This is a genomic window from Micromonospora echinospora (assembly GCF_014203425.1).
GTDB classification, from domain to species: Bacteria; Actinomycetota; Actinomycetes; order Mycobacteriales; family Micromonosporaceae; genus Micromonospora; species Micromonospora echinospora_A.
Map to the genome: position 1 here is coordinate 5580562 of NZ_JACHJC010000001.1, position 17578 is coordinate 5598139.

The window sequence follows — 17578 nt, forward strand, 5'->3', positions numbered from 1 at the left end:
CGGTGGGAGCGGACGTGGGAGCGGACGAGCGCAGCCGACAGCAGTGGGAGCGCACGCGGCAACGGTGCGAGCGCAGCTGGCAGCGGTGGAAGCGGACGCGGCAGCGGTGAGCGCGGGCGCAGGCATCTGCGCGAGGCCGGGAGGATGACGGGAAAGGGGCGTCAGCGGGGTTTGGTGGCGGCGATCGCCAGGGCGTCGGGCACGGGGCCGGAGCCGGACTCGACCACCCGGGTCACCACCAGACCGGCCGCGGCCACGGCGTTGAGCAGGTCGGCCAGGGGCAGGTGCCAGGCGCCGACACGCGCCCGCACCCCGACGGCGTTCCACGACCGCAGCGTGTGCTCCCGTGAGGCGTACCCGCCGTCGATGACGATCCGCTCCGGCTCGGACCGGTCGGCGAACGCACCGACGTAACACGGGTGCACCCCGACGTGCACCAGCCGACCGCCGGGCGCCAGCACCCGCGCCGCCTCCGCGAGCGCGGCCGGATAGTCGGGCATGTCGGTGTGCGCGAGTACGCACACAGCTGCTGTCACCGCGCCGGTGGCCAGCGGCAGCGCTGTCGCGTCGGCCCGGGCCACCGGCAGCCGGGACCGGGCGTGGCGCAGTTGCCCGCCGGACAGGTCCACGCCCACCGGTGTCCATCCGAGACGGCGCAGCTCGGCCGCGTGCGCGCCGGTGCCGCAGCACAGGTCGAGGCAGCGGCCCGGGCCCTCGCCCAGCAGTCCGGCCAGCACCGACCGGATCCGGTCCATGTAGACCGACGAGGTCTCGCTGGCGTACTCCTCGTACCAGTCGGCGATGTCGTCGTACAACGGGGTCGTCATCTCCGCACGCTAGCCCCGCGCCCATGGTCACCGCTGTCCCGCGTAGACCCCGAAGATCGGCTACGGTGCCCCCATGACCTGGGAGGAGCTCGACGCGCACCTGGACAAGGTGCCCGGCACCGTCTCCGCGTACGTGGGCCGCCCCGGCGCGCGGCCCACGTGGACGCGGCGCGCCGACGCCACCCACTACGCGGCGAGCACCATGAAGCTGGCCGTGCTGGTGGCGCTGTTCCGCGCCGCCGAGGCCGGCCGGCTCGACCTGGACGCGCCGGTGCCGGTGCGAAACTCGTTCGACTCCGCGCTGCCGGGCGCGCCCCGGTTCGCCAACGCCCGGGACTACGACAACGACGAGGCGGTCTGGGACCGGGTCGGCGGGGACGCGCCGCTGCGCTGGCTCGCCGAGCGGATGATCGTCCGGTCCAGCAACCTGGCCACGAACATCTGCATCGGCCAGGTGGGGCTGCCCGCGGTGGCGCAGGCGTGGAGGCTCGCCGGTGCCCGGCACAGCGTCACCGGCCGCGGCATCGAGGACTTCGCCGCCCGCGACTCCGGCATCGACAACCTGGTCACCGCCGCCGACCTGGCCGCCCTGCTCGGCGAGCTGGCGCTCGGCGCGACCCGGCCCGGCCCGCTCGCCTCGCCGTCCGCCTGCGCCGCCATGCTCGACGTGCTCGCCGCCCAGGAACACCGCGAGGACCTCGCCGCCGGGCTGCCCGACGGCACCCGGATCGCGCACAAGAACGGCTGGGTACGCGGTGTGCGCCACGGCGCGGGCGTGGTGTTCCCGGACGACGCGCCGCCGTACACGATCGTCGTCTGCACCACCACCGACCTGGCCGACGGCGGCGCGGACGGCGACGAGGTGGAGGACGACGCCTGCCGGCTGATCGCGCACGTCTCCGAGCGGGTCTGGGCCGCCCGGCACGACCTGGCCGGCTGACCGGCTACTCCAGCAGCCGCTCGCGCAGCGCCGCGCGGTCCGCGTCGGTCACCCCCAGACCGTCCCGCAGGTACGCCTCGAACGAGCCGTGCGCCCGGCGCACCTCGTCGTAGGCGGCGTCCAGGTATTCCGGGCGCACCTCCAGCAGCGGCCGCGCCGCCGCCGGGTCCAGGTCCGGCCGGCGCCGGATCATCGCCGACAGCAGCACCTCGCGCAGGCTCTCGGTCAGCTCGTTGTGCACCAGGTAGTCGGCGCGGATCGCCTCCTCCTCCACGCCCAGCACGGTCAGCAGCACCACCGACAGCCAGCCGGTGCGGTCCTTGCCGGCCGAGCAGTGGAACAGCAGCGGCAGGTTCGCGTCCTCGACGGCCAGCCGCACCGCCGCGCTGAAGCCGGCCCGCGCCGACTCGCCGGTGACGAACCAGCGGTAGATCGCCGTCATCGCCCCCGGCATGCCCTCCCGGGCCAGCGCCGCGTAGGCGTTCAGGTCGTGGCCCTGCAGCACTGCCGAGACGTACGTGAACACGGGATGCGCCGCGTCGTAGACCGGCAGATGCACCACGCGGGGCGCACCGGCCAGCCGGTCCGGCGGTGCCACCGCCTGCTCGTGGGCGTCGCGCAGGTCCACCACGCAGGCCGGGCCGAGTTTGCCCAGCACCGGCAGGTCCTCGTCGGTGAGCCGGCCCAGCGCGGGCGTGCGGATGAGCCGTCCGGCGCGTACCCGCCGCCCGTCGGTCGTCGGCAGTCCGCCCAGGTCACGCGCGTTCGGCGCACCAACCAGCTCCCATTCCCGCCCGGTCATCGGCCCTCCCCTGCTCGCCGCCAGTTGGCTATAGGGTGCCCCACATGACCATCGCCGCGGTACGCACCCACCGTCTGTCGGCCCCCTTACACACCCCGTTCGTCACCGCGCTGCGCCGTACCACCACCGTGGACACGCTGGTCGTGGAGGTGATCGACGGCGACGGCCGTTCGGGTTTCGGTGAGTCGCCGCAGGTCTGGCAGGTCACCGGCGCGTCGGTGGCCGGCGCCGAGGCGTGCGTACGCGAACTGCTCGCGCCGCTGCTGATCGGCCGGGACGCCGACGACCTCCAGGCGGGTTGCGCGCTGCTGCGTCGCGCCGTGGTGGGCAACGAGTCGGCGAAGGCGGCGCTCGACGTGGCGCTGCACGATCTGGCCGCGCGGCGGCTCGGCGTACCCCTGGTGCGCCTGCTCGGTGGCACGGCGCTGCGCGTGCCGACGGACGTCACGCTGGCCGCCGGCGACGCGGTCGACCTGGCCGCGACGGCGGCGCGGCGCGGCGCCGAGGGGTTCGGGGTGCTCAAGCTCAAGGTCGGCACCGACGCCCGCGGCGACCTGGACCGGGTCCGCGCGGTGCGGGCCGCGGTCGGGCCGGACGTACGGATCCGGCTGGACGCCAACCAGGGCTGGACGCCGCGGGAGGCGGTCCGGGTGATCCGCGCGATCGAGGACGCGGGGCTCGACGTCGAACTGGTCGAGCAGCCGGTGCACCGCCGTGACCTGGACGGACTGGCCTGGGTCAGCGACCGGGTCGGGCTGCCGATCCTGGCCGACGAGTCCGTCTTCGACACGCGTGACCTGGTCGAGGTGATCCGGCGGCGCGCGGCGGACATGGTGAACGTGAAGCTGGCCAAGTGCGGCGGCCTGCAAGCGGCCCGCACGCTGCTGGACCTGGCCGCCGCGCACGGCATGGGCACCATCGTCGGCTCGATGATGGAAGGGCCGGTCGGGGTCGGCGCCGCCGCCAGCCTGGTCGCCGCCTACGGCACCACGGCGGTGTCGGACCTCGACGCCGCGTGGTGGCTGGCCTGGTCGCCGGTCACCGGCGGCATCCGGTACGAGGGCGCGAGCGTGCTGCTGCCGGACGCGCCGGGGCTCGGCGTCACCGGCCTACGTGAAGCTAAAATTCAGTCACATGGTTGAACGGCGGCAGAATCTTTCATAGGGTCGCCCGGAGAACCACTGCAGAGAGGGGTACGCGCGTGGCGCCTCAACCGTGCCGGCAGGCCGTCGTACGGGTGCCGGTGGCGACCCTGTGGACAGCACCCGACGCGGTGCGCCCGATCGACCGGCCCGCTCTCGCCGACTCCCCCGACATCGCCGCCTGGATCGCCGGCATGGACCGCGAGCAGCAGGTCGACGACTGCGTCCTGACCCAGTTGCTGCTCGGCGAGCGGGTACGGGTCACCGAGACGCGGACGGACGGCTGGACCCGGGTGGTGGCGCTCGGGCAGCCCGCCGCGAAACACGGCGCCGACGGCTACCCGGGCTGGGTGCGGACCGCCCACCTGACCGCTGCCGAGCCGGTCGACGCCGCGCTGACCGTCGACGTCGCCCACACCACGCTGCGCGTCACGCCGGGCGGCGCTGCGGCGCTCAGCGGAGTGGTGCTCGGCACCCGCCTCGCGTCGGCCGGGCGACCGGTGGACGGCGGGCGACCGGTCCGCGTACCGGGTCGGGCCGACCCGCTGTGGGCCCCGGAGGGCGACCTGGTGCCGCTGCCGGCCGAACGCCCCGAGGCCAAGGAGGTGCTCGCGGTCGCCGAGCGGCTGCGCGACCTGGTCTACGTCTGGGGCGGCCTGTCCACCGACGGCATCGACTGCTCCGGGCTGGTCCACCTGGCCTGGCGGCGGTACGGGATCTCGCTCCCCCGCGACGCCGACGACCAGGCGGACGCGACGACGCCGGTGGCGCTCGACGACGAGCGTCCCGGTGACCTCTACTTCTTCGCGCGGCCCGGCCGGCGCGTCCACCACGTCGGGATCGTGTCGGCCGAGCCGCACAGCGGCCGGCGCCGGATGCTGCACGCCTGCTACCTGACCCGCCGGGTGGTCGAGGAGGAGCTGCCCGCCGACCGGGTCGCCACACTCGTCGGCGCGCACCGCGTCTGACCTTCCGGAAACGCCGCTGGGCGCCCCCGGCACGAGGACGCCCAGCGGATGGTGATCCGGTCAGCGGGGGGCCTTGACCAGCTCCCGTCGCCGGTCCCGCGACGACTTCGCCAGGCTTGCCACAGTGGCCAGGGCCAGGGTGCCGAGGATGACGGTGAGCGACAGCCAGATCGGGATGTGCGGGGCCCACCCCACGGGCTCGCCGCCGTTGATGAACGGCAGGTGGTTGTCGGCGAGCGCCTCCAGCACCAGCTTCACGCCGATGAAGCCGAGCACCACCGCCAGCCCGTAGCTGAGGTAGATGAGCCGGTCCAGCAGGCCGCCGAGCAGGAAGTAGAGCTGCCGCAGCCCCATCAGCGCGAACACGTTCGCGGTGAAGACCAGGTACGGCTCCTGGGTGATGCCGAAGATCGCCGGGATCGAGTCGAGCGCGAAGATCAGGTCGGTGGTGCCGATCGCGATCATCACGATCAGCATCGGGGTGAAGAGCCGCCGCCCGTGTTCCCGGGTGGTGATCTTCGCCCCGTCGTAGTCCCGGGACAGCGGCAGCGCCCGGCGGCTCCACCGGATCAGCAGGTTCTCGCTGAACTCGTCCTCGTCCGGCTCGCCCTGCCGGGCCAGGTTCACCGCGGTGTAGATGAGGAACGCGCCGAAGATGTAGAAGACCCAGGAGAACTGGGAGATCAGCGCCGCGCCGGCCGCGATGAAACCGCCGCGCATGACCAGCGCCAGGATGATGCCGACGAGCAGCACCTTCTGCTGGTACTGCCGGGGCACCCCGAAGCGGGCCATGATGATGACGAAGACGAAGAGGTTGTCCACCGAGAGGCTGTACTCGGTGAGCCAGCCGGTGTAGAACTCGCCCGCCACACCGGCGCCCGAGGTCAGCCAGAGCACCGCGCCGAAGACCAGTGCCAGGCCGACGTAGAAGCCCACCCAGAGGCTCGATTCGCGGACGCTGGGCTCGTGCGGTCGCCGGCCGATGATGAACAGGTCGGCGAGCAGGACCGCGATCATCGCGATCAGCGTTACCGCCCACACCAATGCGGACACGTTCAAATCCATCCTCCGGCAGACACGCGGCGTCGGGCACACCGTACGCCGGGTGGGGTGCCGGGGTGCGTCGACGCTGACAGGGGTGACTGTCGGAGGTCTCTTCCGCCGGAGCCCGGTAGCCGGTTCCGACCGACGGAGCCGGGTCGGGCCACCGTGGGGGTACCGGGGGCTCTTCCGTGCTGACGACTCCGCCGCGAGGGAATACTCCCCTCCTCGGCCGCCATTGTTCACCATCACACCCATGCGCCGCATCTCCGGGCCGTCGTCCGGCTCGGTGACGTGTGCTGCCTCACGTCTCGCAGCGCGTCCTAGGAGGCTAGCCCATCAGTCTGGGGACGAAGTCGCGGGGGAGCCTCGCCCCGGACGGGATCTCCCCCGGGGCGTACCCTCCGGCGGGGTGGCATGGCAGGCTGCGGGCATGGTTCTTGAGGTCGCGCTTATCGATGTGACGCCCGGAAACGAGGACGACTTCGCCGCCGCCTACGCGCAGGCGCGGCCGATCCTCGCCGGCGCCGAGGGCTGCCGTTCCGTGCGGATGACCCGGGGCGTGGAGTCGCCCTCCCGGTTCGTCCTGCTGGTCGAGTGGGACTCGGTCGAGGCGCACGACGTGAACTTCCGCCAGACCGAACGGTTCGCGCAGTGGCGCGGGCTGATCGGCCCGTACTTCGCCGGGCCGCCGCTGGTCGAGCACTTCACCGACGTCCCGGCCTGAACTGTCGTACCCGTGCCGTAGCCTGCGCGCTGCGCGGCCACCGGCCCCGACGGTCATCGGGGGCGCCGGGCCCGGTGGTCGCGCCAGGTCGCGCCGGTCAGTCCAGGTCGTACGGGTCAGTCCAGGTCGTACGGGTCAGTCCAGGTCGTACGGGTCAGTCCAGGTCGTACGGGTCAGCCCAGGTCGTGCGGATCGCGCTGACGGGGCACCGGCGCTGCGCCCAGCCGCCGGGCCACCAACTCGGCCGTGGCATCGGGTGGCAGCGCGACCGCGAGCAGCAGTTCGATGACCCGCTCGTAGTGGGTCACGTCCGTCTCGGACACCAGGCGCACGTCGGTGGTGAGCGTCTCCACCAGCACGGTGCGCGGGTCCGCCGGATCGGGGTAGGCGTAGTAGGAGAACGGCGCGAGCGGGTGCGGGCCGTCGCCGCAGGATGCGCCGGGCAGCAGCCGGACGCTGACGCGTGGCCGCTCGGCGAGGGCGAGCAGATGCCGCATCTGGTCGCGCCACACGTCACCGGGCAGGCCGTCCGGGTCGCAGACCCGCTCGTCGATCAACGCCGTGTAGTGCGGCGGGTCCGGCCGGATCAGCAGCTCCTGACGCGCCGCGCGGGCGCGGACCTCGGCCTCCACGTCGACGTCGCCGGTCAGCGCCGCGCCCGCCGACACACGCAACCGGGCGTACGCCGGGGTCTGGAGCAGGCCGGGCACGAGCGCGCACTGGTACTCGACGATGCGCTCGGCGCCCGCCTCCAGCTCGACGTACGCCCGCTGCCGTTCGCCCATCTCGCCGAGCGCCCGGGACCAGCCGCGTCCGGTGGCGGCGTCCCGGGCGATGACGATCAACTCGTCCCGCTGCGGTGACGGCACCTGGTAGACGTCGAGCAGGTCGAGCACGTCGGCCAGGTCGGGCCGGCTCTGCCCCAGCTCGATGCGGGACAGCTTCGAGGTGGATGCCCAACCCAGCCGGACGCAGACCTGCTCCAGCGTGAGCGACTCGCGACGGCGCAGCCGGCGCAGCTCCACACCGAGCCGCGCCCTCCGGACCACGGGACTTGCTGACAACGGCATGCACGCCTCCCAGGGGAGGAGCGTACGCATGACCATCACGCTCGGCAATACTTCACCCACACAGCGCTACCACGCGCGAAGTAGGCGCCAGTCGTTCAGGGGCGGTAGGTGCCGAACGACCAGACCACGCCGGACAGGTCGCGGGCGATGTAGTCACGGGAGCCGTAGTCGGTGTCGAACGGCGCCCGGACGATCTCCGCGCCGGCCGCCCGGGCCCGCTCGTGATGGGCGTCGACGTCGTCGATCGCCAGGTAGACGCGGTAGTCGTCGTCGGCCGGGCGGGGCTGCGGCGCCGGCCCCGGGCCGAGCATCACCAGGTCGCCGGCGTACTCCAGCTCGACGTGGACGAGGGTGCCGTCGGGCAGCTCGTGCAGTTCACGCACGGTGAGGCCGAAGGCGGAACAGAGGAAGTCGACTGCTGCTCGTACGTCGGGATACCGCAAGACGGGATAAACGCTCTGCATGCCGCCAGTCTGCCGGGCGGCCGGTCAGGCCGGATTGGACGAATGGGATCCCGGCCCGGCCAGCGCAGCCGGGGTGGCCCCGGCGAACTCGCGGAACTCACGGATGAGATGCGACTGGTCGTAGTAGCCCCACCGGGCCGCCCGCTCCGCCCAGCCGGTCTCGTCCGCCACGGCGGCGGGCGCGGTGAGCACGGTGCGGCCCAGGCTCGCGTACGCCCGGTCGAAGCGCAGCAGGCGGGCGACGGTCCTCGGCGGCAGGCCGAACTCCCGCCGGAACCGGACCGACAGGTGGCGGCGCGACCAGCCCAGCTCCTGGGCCAGCGTGGCCACGCCCACCCCGCCTTCGCCGGCCAGCCGCCGCCAGGCCGCCAGCAGGTACGCGTCCACCGGCGCGGTCTCCGCCAGCCGCGCGGCAAGGACGGCGTCGAGCCGGGCGAAGCGCTGCGGCCAGTCCCGCGCTCCGGCCAGCTCGTCGCGCAGCCGGACCAGCCAGCCCGCCACCGCGTCGACCGGCACCGCCCGGTTGGCCAGGTCGGCCAGCGGCAGCCCGAGCAGGCGGCGAGCCGCCGGGGCGGTCAGCAGCACCTGGACCCCGGTGCCCGTCCCCACGGTGCGGGTAACGCACCAGCCGTCGAACGGACCGGCCAGAAAGGCGTTCGTGCCGTACGCGCCCCGGGCCGGGTCACGCGGATCGGTGACGTCCAGCGGGTCGCCCCAGCCGAGGATCAGCACCACGAACGCGCCCGCCACCTCCCGGCGTGCAAGCGGGACGGGCACGTCCTCGCGGTAGCCGAGGTAGCGGTCCACCCACTGACGCAGTCGCGGGTCGGGGCGCGCGACGACGGCCTCGGTCAGCATCGCGCCGCCCCGGCCGTCGCGCCGGTCACCGGACCCCTGCGGCGTCCATCCCGCGCAACTCCTTCTTGAGGTCGGCGACCTCGTCCCGGATCCGGGCGGCCAGCTCGAACTGCAACTCCCGCGCGGCGGCGAGCATCTGGTCGTTGAGCTCCTGGATGAGGTTGGCGAGGTCGGCACGGGCCATCCCCTCGCGCGACGGGGTCCCCGCGGCGCCGCGGCGGCTGCGCGTCTCCTTCACCGGCGCCTTGCCCCGGGAGAGCTGCCGCACGGCCCCGCCGACGTTGCTGTTCTCGGTGTCCTCCGCCTCGCGGTAGATGTCGTCGAGGATGTCGTGGATCTTCTTGCGCAGCGGCTCCGGCCTGATGCCGTTCGCCTCGTTGTGCGCGATCTGCTTGGCCCGGCGCCGGTTGGTCTCGTCGATCGCGTTCGCCATCGACGGCGTGATCTTGTCGGCGTACATGTGGACCTGGCCGGAGACGTTACGGGCCGCCCGGCCGATGGTCTGGATCAGCGACCGGCCGCTGCGCAGGAACCCCTCCTTGTCGGCGTCGAGGATCGCCACCAGGGAGACCTCGGGCAGGTCGAGACCCTCCCGGAGCAGGTTGATGCCGACGAGCACGTCGTAGTCGCCCTTGCGCAGCTCGCGCAGCAGCTCGACCCGGCGCAGCGTGTCGACCTCGGAGTGCAGGTAGCGCACCCGGATGCCGTTCTCCAGCAGGTAGTCGGAGAGGTCCTCGGCCATCTTCTTGGTGAGCGTGGTGACGAGCACGCGCTCGTCCCGCTCGGTGCGCAGCTTGATCTCGTGCATGAGGTCGTCGATCTGGCCCTTGGTCGGCTTGACCACCACCTCGGGGTCGATCAGGCCGGTGGGGCGGATCACCTGCTCGACGAACTCGCCCTGGGACCGCTCCAGCTCCCACGGGCCGGGGGTGGCGGAGAGGTAGACCATCTGGCCCACCCGCTCCAGGAACTCGTCGAAGCGCAGCGGCCGGTTGTCCGCGGCGCTCGGCAGCCGGAAGCCGTGGTCGACGAGCATCCGCTTGCGGGAGGCGTCGCCCTCGTACATGCCGCCGATCTGCGGGATCGTCACGTGCGACTCGTCGATCACTGTGAGGAAGTCGTCCGGGAAGTAGTCGAGCAGGCAGTGCGGCGGGCTGCCGGGCAGCCGGCCGTCGATGTGCATGGAGTAGTTCTCGATGCCGGAGCAGAAGCCCACCTGGCGCATCATCTCGATGTCGTAGGTGGTGCGCATGCGCAGCCGCTGGGCCTCCAGCAGCTTGCCCTGCCGCTCCAACTCGGCCAGCCGCTCGCCCAGCTCGGCCTCGATGTCGCGGATCGCCCGTTCCATCCGCTCCGGACCGGCGGCGTAGTGCGTGGCCGGGAAGATCATCAAGCTGTCGACCTCGCGGACCACGTCGCCGGTCAGCGGGTTCAGGTAGTAGAGCTTCTCGATCTCGTCACCGAACAGCTCGATCCGGACCGCCAGCTCCTCGTACGCCGGGATGATCTCCAGCGTGTCGCCGCGGACCCGGAAGGTGCCGCGCTGGAAGGCCATGTCGTTGCGGGTGTACTGGATGTCGACCAGCCGCCGCAGCAGCCGGTCGCGGTCGAGCTCCTGCCCCACCTTGACCCGGACGGCGCGCTCGAGGTATTCCTCCGGCGTGCCCAGGCCGTAGATCGCCGAGACGGTGGCGACCACGATGACGTCCCGCCGGGTGAGCAGCGACATGGTGGCCGAGTGCCGCAGCCGCTCGACCTCCTCGTTGACCGAGGAGTCCTTCTCGATGTAGGTGTCGGTCTGCGGGATGTACGCCTCGGGCTGGTAGTAGTCGTAGTAGGAGACGAAGTACTCCACCGCGTTGCGCGGCAGCAGCTCGCCGAACTCCTTCGCGAGCTGGGCGGCGAGGGTCTTGTTGGGGGCGAGCACCAGGGTCGGCCGCTGAAGCCGCTCGACCAGCCACGCCGTGGTGGCGCTCTTGCCGGTGCCGGTCGCGCCGAGCAGCACCGTGTTGCGGTCGCCGCGCCGCACGCGACGCTCAAGCTCGTCGATCGCCGCCGGCTGGTCACCGGCCGGCTGGAACTCACTGACGACCTGGAAGCGGCCGTCGAGCCGGGGAATGTCGAGCGCCATGCCACCAACGGTACGCCCGAGGTCCGACACTTCGGCCACGACCACGGACCGTCCCTGATCAGCTTCGATATTCCCATTGTGTGGCTCATCTCACGGGTTTACCCTCGTACCGTAGGCCGCTCGCGGCGGCCGACCGGGCCGGCGACCGCCCCCTTCCGGGGCCCGGTTGCCCCCGGCGCCAGGGCCGCAGCACCCGGGTCGACCGGCGTGCGCGCCGACGGTGGTCGCGCGCAGGCGCTGACCGGCCGCCGCGAGCGCCCCTGCTCGTCACCGAAACCCCGCTCTCGCGTTTTCCACTCGTGGGGACCTCTCCCGACCGCCGGCCGCGACACGAACCCGACACCGGCGTGCCCCTGCCCGCTGACGACGCCGGCCGGCCGCGCGGCGCGGGTCGTCCCCACCGGCTCACCGCCCGTGGGGGCGGCGACCAGGCCGTGCCCCGTGAGCCCGGTCGGCGGCACCGCCGCGCCCGCACCAGCTCACCGGCCCGGCCCGCCACCGTGGCCGGCCGGCGCCGCCGCGCCGAGGCCGGCCTCGGCCGCTCCCCCGCTCTCCCGGCCCGGCCGGGAGGCGACCCGGAACTGGACGGCGCCGACGACCCACCGGACGGGCCGGGCCACCGGCGGATCATGCTCGCCGCGCTCGCGGGCGCCGCCGTGATCTCCGCGACGGCCCTGGTCGCCGCGCTGCTGGCCTGGGTACCCGGACGGAGCGAACCGGCCGGGACGGCCCGCCCGCTCACCCCGGCCGAGGTCGACCGGGTGGCCGCGCTGCGGGTCACCAACCTGCGCGACGTGCGCGCCGGCGTCCGGATCACAGTGGGCGCCGGCGGCGCTCGTACCGAACTGGTCGGCTGGATCGACTGGGCCCGTCCCCTGGTCTACCTGGACGTCGGCGGTCCCGGCGCGGGCGCCGACCGGGGCCTGGCCCAGGCCACCACGTCCGCGCTGCTCGTGCGCCCCGACCCCGCGGCGCTCCCCACGCCGGCCCGGCCCCCGCTGGTGCCGCCCACGGACCGGTGGCGGATGCGGGACCCGGCCGGCGGGCACGGCCTGGGCGCGGTACGCGACCTGCTGATCGGGCTGGGCGCCACGCGGGTCGACCCGCCCGGCACGGACGGCCGGTGGCTGCGTCACGACAGCGTCGACGGTGTGCCGGTGGACGTGCTCCAGGCGCCGCTCCCCGTGTCGGGCGACCCGCGGCTCACGCTCTGGCTGGACGCGGACGCCCGCCTGCACCGGCTCGCCGGACGGCTGGCCGACGGCACCCCGGTCACCGTCGAGCTGAGCCGCGCGGACCGGCCCACGCTGCACCCGGTGGACGCCCTCGGTGGCCGGCCCGGGCAGCCCCGTGACCTCACCGACGACGAGGCCGAGCGGCTGGCCGCGCTGCCCGCCCGGTTACGCGCCGTCGGCGGCGCGGCGGTGACCGCGACCGCCCCGCTCGGCCCGTCCGCCACCCTGCGCGGTACGGGCACGCTGAGCTGGACGACCTCGTCGGCGTACCTGGTGGTGATCGAGGACGACAGCGGCCGTCGCACCCTGCGCTGGGCCCGGCCGGGCCGGGTGGCCGAGGTGCACCGGTCCCCCGACGGGCCGGCGACGCCCCGGACGCCGGTACCAGCCGCGCTGCTCTCGGCGCCTGCGCGCCCGCCCGGCGACGACCTGGACCGGCTGCTCGACGCGGCGCTGCGGGCCGCGGTGCACGCGCCGCAAGGCGCTGCCGTCCGGGTGCGGGAGGACCGGCTCGCCGACCGGGCCGTCGACGTCGTCGAGGTGCCGGGCGGCAGGCGCTGGTGGCTCGACCGGGGTGGGCTGCCGCACCGGCTGGAACTGCGTGCCGGGTCCGGCGTCTGGGTCCGGCTCGACCTCGCGCCGGGCCGCGTGCCCGCCGGTTCACCGGCCCCGACGTCGCGGTGACCCACCCGGCGCCGCGAGCCGGATCCGTGCGGGGACGCGGCGGGGCGGGAGTGCGGTCAGGGGCGCCAGCCGGTCTGCGCGGCCCACTCCTCGGCGCGCAGGCGCTCCTCGTCGAACCACGGGTCGTTGACTGTGCCCCACGCGGCGCGCTCCGGCGCGGTGGCCGCCAGATCCCGCTTCACCTGCAGGTAGTCGCCCCGCCGCGCCGGGTCGGCGCGCAGGTGGTCGCGCATCAGCAGCGCGTGCCGCCAGCCGGGTGAGCCGGCCTCGCGCAGGTGCAGCCGCACCGGACGCCCCGGGTCCGCGCCGCCGTGCAGCCGCTTGGCCCAGCGCGCCGGCTCGGGCTGGCGGGGCGCGTCCCACCACTCGCCCGGCAGCCGGGGGAAGCCCGCATCGGCCAGCCGCTGCGCGAGCGGGCCGTCCGCCTCGTCCAGCGAGGAGACGGTCACCTGGATGTCGATCACGTCCGGCGCGGCGAGCCCCGGCACCGCGGTGGAGCCGACGTGGTCGACCCGGATGTCGCCGCCGGCCGCGTGGCGGATCCGGGCGGCCAGCCGGGCGTACTGCTCGGGCCAGGTCGGGTCCGGGCCGGCGAGCGCCGCCGGGTCGGGCGGCACGGCGCGGCGCTCGCGGACGTTGCGCTCGTAGGGTGCCAGGCGGTCCCGCCAGAGGGCGTCCACGGCGGCGTGCAGCTCGGTGAGCGTGCCGTCGTTGGTGAGCAGCACGTCGGCGACCGCGCGGCGGGTGGCGTCGTCGGCCTGCGCGGCGATGCGCCGCTGCGCCTCCGCCGCGGCCATGCCCCGGTCGCGGGTCAGCCGGGCCATCCGGGTCGGCACGGCCGTCTGCACCACGACCACCAGGTGGTACGTCGGCGCGAGTCCCACCTCGACCAGCAGCGGCACGTCGTTGACGACTATCGCGTCGGCGGGAGCGGCGGCGACCAGTTCGGCGCTGCGCGCGCGTACCCGGGGATGGGTGATCCCTTCGAGCGTGCGGCGGGCGGCCTCGTCGCCGAAGACCAGCGCGCCCAGGGCGGCCCGGTCCAGCGCCCCGTCGGCGTCCAGGATCTTCTCGGAGAAGGCCGCGACCACCTCGGCCAGCCCGTCGGTGCCGGGCGCGACGATCTCGCGGGCGATGCGGTCCGAGTCGACGATCACCGCGCCCAGCGCGGCGAGCCGGCTCGCCACCGCGCTCTTGCCCGATCCGATTCCGCCGGTCAGCCCCACCTTCAGCACCCGGACAGTCAACCGGATCCGTCGTCCGCATGCCAAACCCGCCCGGCACACGACGCGGGCCCCGCCCCCGGCGCTCCGCTGGTGCGGAACGCGGGGACGGGGCCCGTCGTTCAGAGGCAGTCGCCGGCTCGTCCGGTGGGACGAGCAGGCGTCAGCGTCCGGTCACTTGCCGCCGGCGAGCTTCTCCCGCAGCGCGGCGAGCGCCTCGTCGGTCGCGAGCGTGCCAGCCGGCTCCTCGGCCTGACGGCTCGGGGCCGAGGTCGAGGTGGTGGTGCTGCTGGTGGCGGGCGGAGCCGGGTTGGCAGCGGCCTCGGCGTCGGCGGCGCGGGAGGTCTGCACCTGCTTGGTGTGGGCCTCCCAGCGCTGACGCGCCTCGGCGTACTGCTGCTCCCAGGTCTCGCGCTGCTTGTCGTAGCCCTCGAGCCACTCGCCCGTCTCCGGGTCGAAGCCCTCCGGGTAGATGTAGTTGCCCTGCTCGTCGTAGGTCGCGGCCATGCCGTAGAGGGTCGGGTCGAAGTGCTCCTCGCCCTCGACGAAGCCCTCGTTGGCCTGCTTGAGCGACAGCGAGATCCGGCGGCGCTCCAGGTCGATGTCGATGACCTTGACCATGACCTCGGAGCCGACCTGCACGACCTGCTCCGGGATCTCCACGTGGCGCTCGGCCAGCTCGGAGATGTGGACCAGGCCCTCGATGCCGTCGTCCACCCGGACGAACGCACCGAACGGCACCAGCTTGGTGACCTTACCCGGCACGATCTGCTGGATCGCGTGGGTGCGGGCGAACTGACGCCACGGGTCCTCCTGCGTCGCCTTCAGCGACAGCGAGACCCGCTCGCGGTCCAGGTCGACGTCCAGGACCTCGACCTCGACCTCCTGGCCCACCTCGACGACCTCGGACGGGTGGTCGATGTGCTTCCAGGACAGCTCGGAGACGTGCACGAGGCCGTCCACGCCGCCCAGGTCGACGAACGCGCCGAAGTTGACGATCGAAGAGACGACGCCCTTGCGGACCTGCCCCTTCTGCAGCTTGTTGAGGAACTCGGTGCGCACCTCGGACTGCGTCTGCTCCAGCCAGGCCCGGCGGGACAGGACCACGTTGTTGCGGTTCTTGTCCAGCTCGATGATCTTGGCTTCGAGCTCGCGGCCGACGTACGGCTGCAGGTCACGCACACGCCGCATCTCGACGAGCGACGCGGGCAGGAAGCCGCGCAGGCCGATGTCGAGGATGAGACCACCCTTGACGACCTCGATGACCGAGCCGCGGACGACGCCGTCCTCGTCCTTGATCTTCTCGATCGTGCCCCAGGCCCGCTCGTACTGCGCCCGCTTCTTGGAGAGGATCAGCCGACCCTCCTTGTCCTCCTTCTGGAGGACGAGGGCCTCGATGTGGTCACCCACCGAAACGACCTCGGCCGGGTCCACGTCGTGCTTGATCGACAACTCCCGAGAGGGGATGACACCCTCGGTCTTGTAGCCGATGTCGAGCAGGACCTCGTCCCGATCGACCTTGACGACGGTGCCTTCGACAATGTCGCCGTCGTTGAAGTACTTGATGGTCTCGTCGATCGCGGCGAGGAAAGCTTCCTCAGAGCCGAGGTCGTCGTGGGTGACCTTGTTGGCGCTCGAGGTGGCCTCGATGCTGCTCGTCATGTGGGCGGTTGCTCCGGTCGGATGGGTTGTCACAGCGGGCATGGGTGTCGCAGTGACTCTTCCGCGCCAACGGATCCGTCGCCGGGCACACCGAACGATCGACGCGAGAAGATCATTAGTGGCTCCGGTGACCGCGCACCTGCTCCCTGCCGAGGCACACGATCCGCGAGCGCATCGTCTAGCCTACCCGCTGCATTACCACAGCGTGCAAGCCCTCCCGGGTCCGCGCGAACTCATCGTCTGCGAAAGCGGAGATTTTGCGCGGTAAGGTGCCACAGCTGTCTCGTCCGTCACATCCGTCCCAACCGCCACCCCACCCGACCGGCCCGGCGCCACCGGACCTAGCGTGGACGGGTGGACGACGACAGGGTGACCCGCCGACGGGTCGAGGCCGGTGAGATCCGCCGCGCCAACCGCGGCTGGTGGGACACCGACGCCGACGCGTACCAGGCCGAGCACGGCGCGTTCCTCGGCGACGTCGACTTCGTCTGGTGCCCGGAAGGACTGCGCGAGGCCGACGCCCAGCTGCTCGGCGACGTGACCGGCCGCCGGATCCTCGAACTCGGCGCCGGCGCGGCCGCCGCCGCCCGCTGGCTCGCCGCCCAGGGCGCCCGGCCGGTCGCGCTGGACCTCTCCGCCGGCATGCTGCGGCACGCCGCCGAAGCCGCCGACCGCACCGGGGTACGCGTGCCGCTGGTGCAGGCCGACGCGCTCGCCCTGCCGTTCGCCGACGCCGCGTTCGACGCCGTCTGCACCGCCTTCGGCGCGATCCCGTTCGTGGACGACTCGGCGGCGGCGATGCGCGAGGTGGCAAGGGTGCTACGCCCCGGCGGCCGGTGGGTCTTCTCGGTCACCCACCCGATGCGCTGGATCTTCCTGGACGACCCGGGCCAGGGCGGGCTGACCGCCGTGCACTCGTACTTCGACCGCTCCCCCTACGTCGAGCAGGACGAGCACGGCGTGGCCACGTACGTCGAGCAGCACCGCACGCTCGGCGACCGGATCCGGGAGCTGGTCGGCGCCGGTTTCCGCCTGCTGGACCTGGTGGAGCCGGAGTGGCCGGCCGGGCACCAGGGGATCTGGGGCCAGTGGAGCCCGCTGCGCGGACAACTCTTCCCCGGCACCGCGATCTTCGTGGCCGAGAAGCCGACGAACTGACCGGTTCCCCTTCGCGATCAAGCTGCCGATCGTGGAGATCCGGCCCTGACGACGCCGTTACTCGGTATCCCCGGCGGGTAACCGTCCGGCATGGCCGAGAAGGAGTTCCGCGCCGGCGACCACGTCTCCTGGGCCAGCCACAGCGGCCGGGCGTACGGGGTCGTCAAGGAGAAGCTGACCGAGCGCACCCACGTCCGCGGGCACACCGTGAACGCCTCCCCGGAACAGCCGCAGTACCGGATCACCAACGACGACTCGGGCCGCGACGTCGCCCACCGACCGGAGGTGCTGCGCCATGAGTCGCGCTGAGGACCCGCAGCAGACGTACCGGGAGTTCACCGACGCGGTGAACATGAAGCCCGGCGAGCTGTCCCGCTGGCTGGAGACCGACGAGTCCAAGCACGTCGGCTGGCACAAGAAGGGCACCCAGGGCGGCGAGTCGGTCGGGCACGACTCCGGCCGCCGGATCGTCGACCTGCTGCGGCGCAAGCGCGCCGACCTCACCGCCGCCGACTACAAGCACATGCGCAAGGTGATCGGATACGTCCACCGGCACCTGGCCCAACGCCCCTCCGGGGACGTCCGCGACACGAGGTGGCGCTGGTCGCTGATGAACTGGGGTCACGACCCGCTCAAGAGCTGAGCC

General features: G+C 73.2%; 17 protein-coding genes. 8 read left to right on the top strand and 9 right to left on the bottom strand.

Translation table 11 applies throughout. The features are described 5' to 3' along the window. Positions 1-161: 161 nt before the first annotated feature. Positions 162-827, bottom strand: a complete 666-nt coding sequence (locus tag FHU28_RS24870) for a class I SAM-dependent methyltransferase (RefSeq protein ID WP_184686830.1) — start codon at positions 825-827, stop codon at positions 162-164. Positions 828-900: 73 nt separating this feature from the next. Here FHU28_RS24870 and FHU28_RS24875 point away from each other — a divergent pair, with 73 nt between their 5' ends. Beyond that, positions 901-1767 carry a serine hydrolase gene (locus FHU28_RS24875; RefSeq protein ID WP_184686831.1) on the top strand — a complete coding sequence of 289 codons (867 nt, stop codon included), beginning with the start codon at positions 901-903 and terminating at the stop codon, positions 1765-1767. A gap of 4 nt (positions 1768-1771) precedes the next feature. Here the strand turns inward: FHU28_RS24875 and FHU28_RS24880 are convergent, their stop codons facing one another. Further along, positions 1772-2569: a tyrosine-protein phosphatase gene (locus FHU28_RS24880; RefSeq protein ID WP_184686832.1), complete on the bottom strand. Its 798-nt coding sequence runs from the start codon at positions 2567-2569 to the stop codon at positions 1772-1774. A gap of 44 nt (positions 2570-2613) precedes the next feature. On the opposite strand from FHU28_RS24880, the gene FHU28_RS24885 reads away from it, so the two are divergent. Further along, positions 2614-3711, top strand: coding sequence for a mandelate racemase/muconate lactonizing enzyme family protein (locus tag FHU28_RS24885; RefSeq protein ID WP_184686833.1), 1098 nt, complete (start codon positions 2614-2616; stop codon positions 3709-3711). 59 nt (positions 3712-3770) lie between these two features. Further along, positions 3771-4679: a C40 family peptidase gene (locus tag FHU28_RS24890; RefSeq protein ID WP_184686834.1), complete on the top strand. Its 909-nt coding sequence runs from the start codon at positions 3771-3773 to the stop codon at positions 4677-4679. Between the two features lie 60 nt (positions 4680-4739). Here FHU28_RS24890 and FHU28_RS24895 read toward each other — a convergent pair whose 3' ends face one another. Next, positions 4740-5738, bottom strand: a complete 999-nt coding sequence (locus FHU28_RS24895) for a TerC family protein (RefSeq protein WP_184689883.1) — start codon at positions 5736-5738, stop codon at positions 4740-4742. 415 nt (positions 5739-6153) lie between these two features. Here FHU28_RS24895 and FHU28_RS24900 point away from each other — a divergent pair, with 415 nt between their 5' ends. After that, the gene (locus FHU28_RS24900) at positions 6154-6447 is read left to right on the top strand and encodes an antibiotic biosynthesis monooxygenase family protein (RefSeq protein WP_184686835.1); all 294 of its coding nucleotides are present in this window, start codon (positions 6154-6156) and stop codon (positions 6445-6447) included. A 173-nt stretch (positions 6448-6620) separates the two neighbouring features. Here FHU28_RS24900 and FHU28_RS24905 read toward each other — a convergent pair whose 3' ends face one another. The 4 genes from FHU28_RS24905 to uvrB form a co-directional block, all read right to left on the bottom strand. Continuing rightward, the gene (locus FHU28_RS24905; RefSeq protein ID WP_184689885.1) at positions 6621-7517 is read right to left on the bottom strand and encodes a DUF5753 domain-containing protein; all 897 of its coding nucleotides are present in this window, start codon (positions 7515-7517) and stop codon (positions 6621-6623) included. A gap of 95 nt (positions 7518-7612) precedes the next feature. Next, positions 7613-7981, bottom strand: a complete 369-nt coding sequence (locus tag FHU28_RS24910) for a VOC family protein (RefSeq protein ID WP_184686836.1) — start codon at positions 7979-7981, stop codon at positions 7613-7615. Between the two features lie 24 nt (positions 7982-8005). Further along, entirely contained in the window at positions 8006-8839 is an 834-nt protein-coding gene (locus tag FHU28_RS24915) for a helix-turn-helix transcriptional regulator (RefSeq protein ID WP_184686837.1), read from the bottom strand. 25 nt (positions 8840-8864) lie between these two features. Further along, positions 8865-10970 (bottom strand): excinuclease ABC subunit UvrB, encoded by a 2106-nt coding sequence (gene uvrB, locus FHU28_RS24920; protein ID WP_184686838.1) that lies wholly within the window; start codon positions 10968-10970, stop codon positions 8865-8867. A 347-nt stretch (positions 10971-11317) separates the two neighbouring features. Between uvrB and FHU28_RS24925 the strand changes: the two genes are divergently transcribed. Continuing rightward, positions 11318-12889, top strand: coding sequence for a hypothetical protein (locus FHU28_RS24925; RefSeq protein ID WP_311773646.1), 1572 nt, complete (start codon positions 11318-11320; stop codon positions 12887-12889). A 56-nt stretch (positions 12890-12945) separates the two neighbouring features. Here FHU28_RS24925 and coaE read toward each other — a convergent pair whose 3' ends face one another. Then, positions 12946-14124, bottom strand: a complete 1179-nt coding sequence (gene coaE / locus FHU28_RS24930; protein WP_184686839.1) for a dephospho-CoA kinase — start codon at positions 14122-14124, stop codon at positions 12946-12948. Positions 14125-14286: 162 nt separating this feature from the next. Beyond that, on the bottom strand, positions 14287-15816 hold the full coding sequence (gene rpsA, locus FHU28_RS24935; RefSeq protein ID WP_184686840.1) for a 30S ribosomal protein S1: 1530 nt from the start codon (positions 15814-15816) through the stop codon (positions 14287-14289). 312 nt (positions 15817-16128) lie between these two features. On the opposite strand from rpsA, the gene FHU28_RS24940 reads away from it, so the two are divergent. From FHU28_RS24940 to FHU28_RS24950, 3 genes are all read left to right on the top strand, one after another. Next, positions 16129-16932, top strand: a complete 804-nt coding sequence (locus FHU28_RS24940; protein ID WP_184686841.1) for a class I SAM-dependent methyltransferase — start codon at positions 16129-16131, stop codon at positions 16930-16932. A gap of 90 nt (positions 16933-17022) precedes the next feature. After that, the gene (locus FHU28_RS24945; RefSeq protein WP_030503817.1) at positions 17023-17241 is read left to right on the top strand and encodes a hypervirulence associated TUDOR domain-containing protein; all 219 of its coding nucleotides are present in this window, start codon (positions 17023-17025) and stop codon (positions 17239-17241) included. Then, positions 17228-17575, top strand: coding sequence for a DUF3140 domain-containing protein (locus tag FHU28_RS24950; RefSeq protein WP_184686842.1), 348 nt, complete (start codon positions 17228-17230; stop codon positions 17573-17575). Before FHU28_RS24945 ends, FHU28_RS24950 begins: the two co-directional genes overlap by 14 nt. Positions 17576-17578 lie beyond the last annotated feature (3 nt).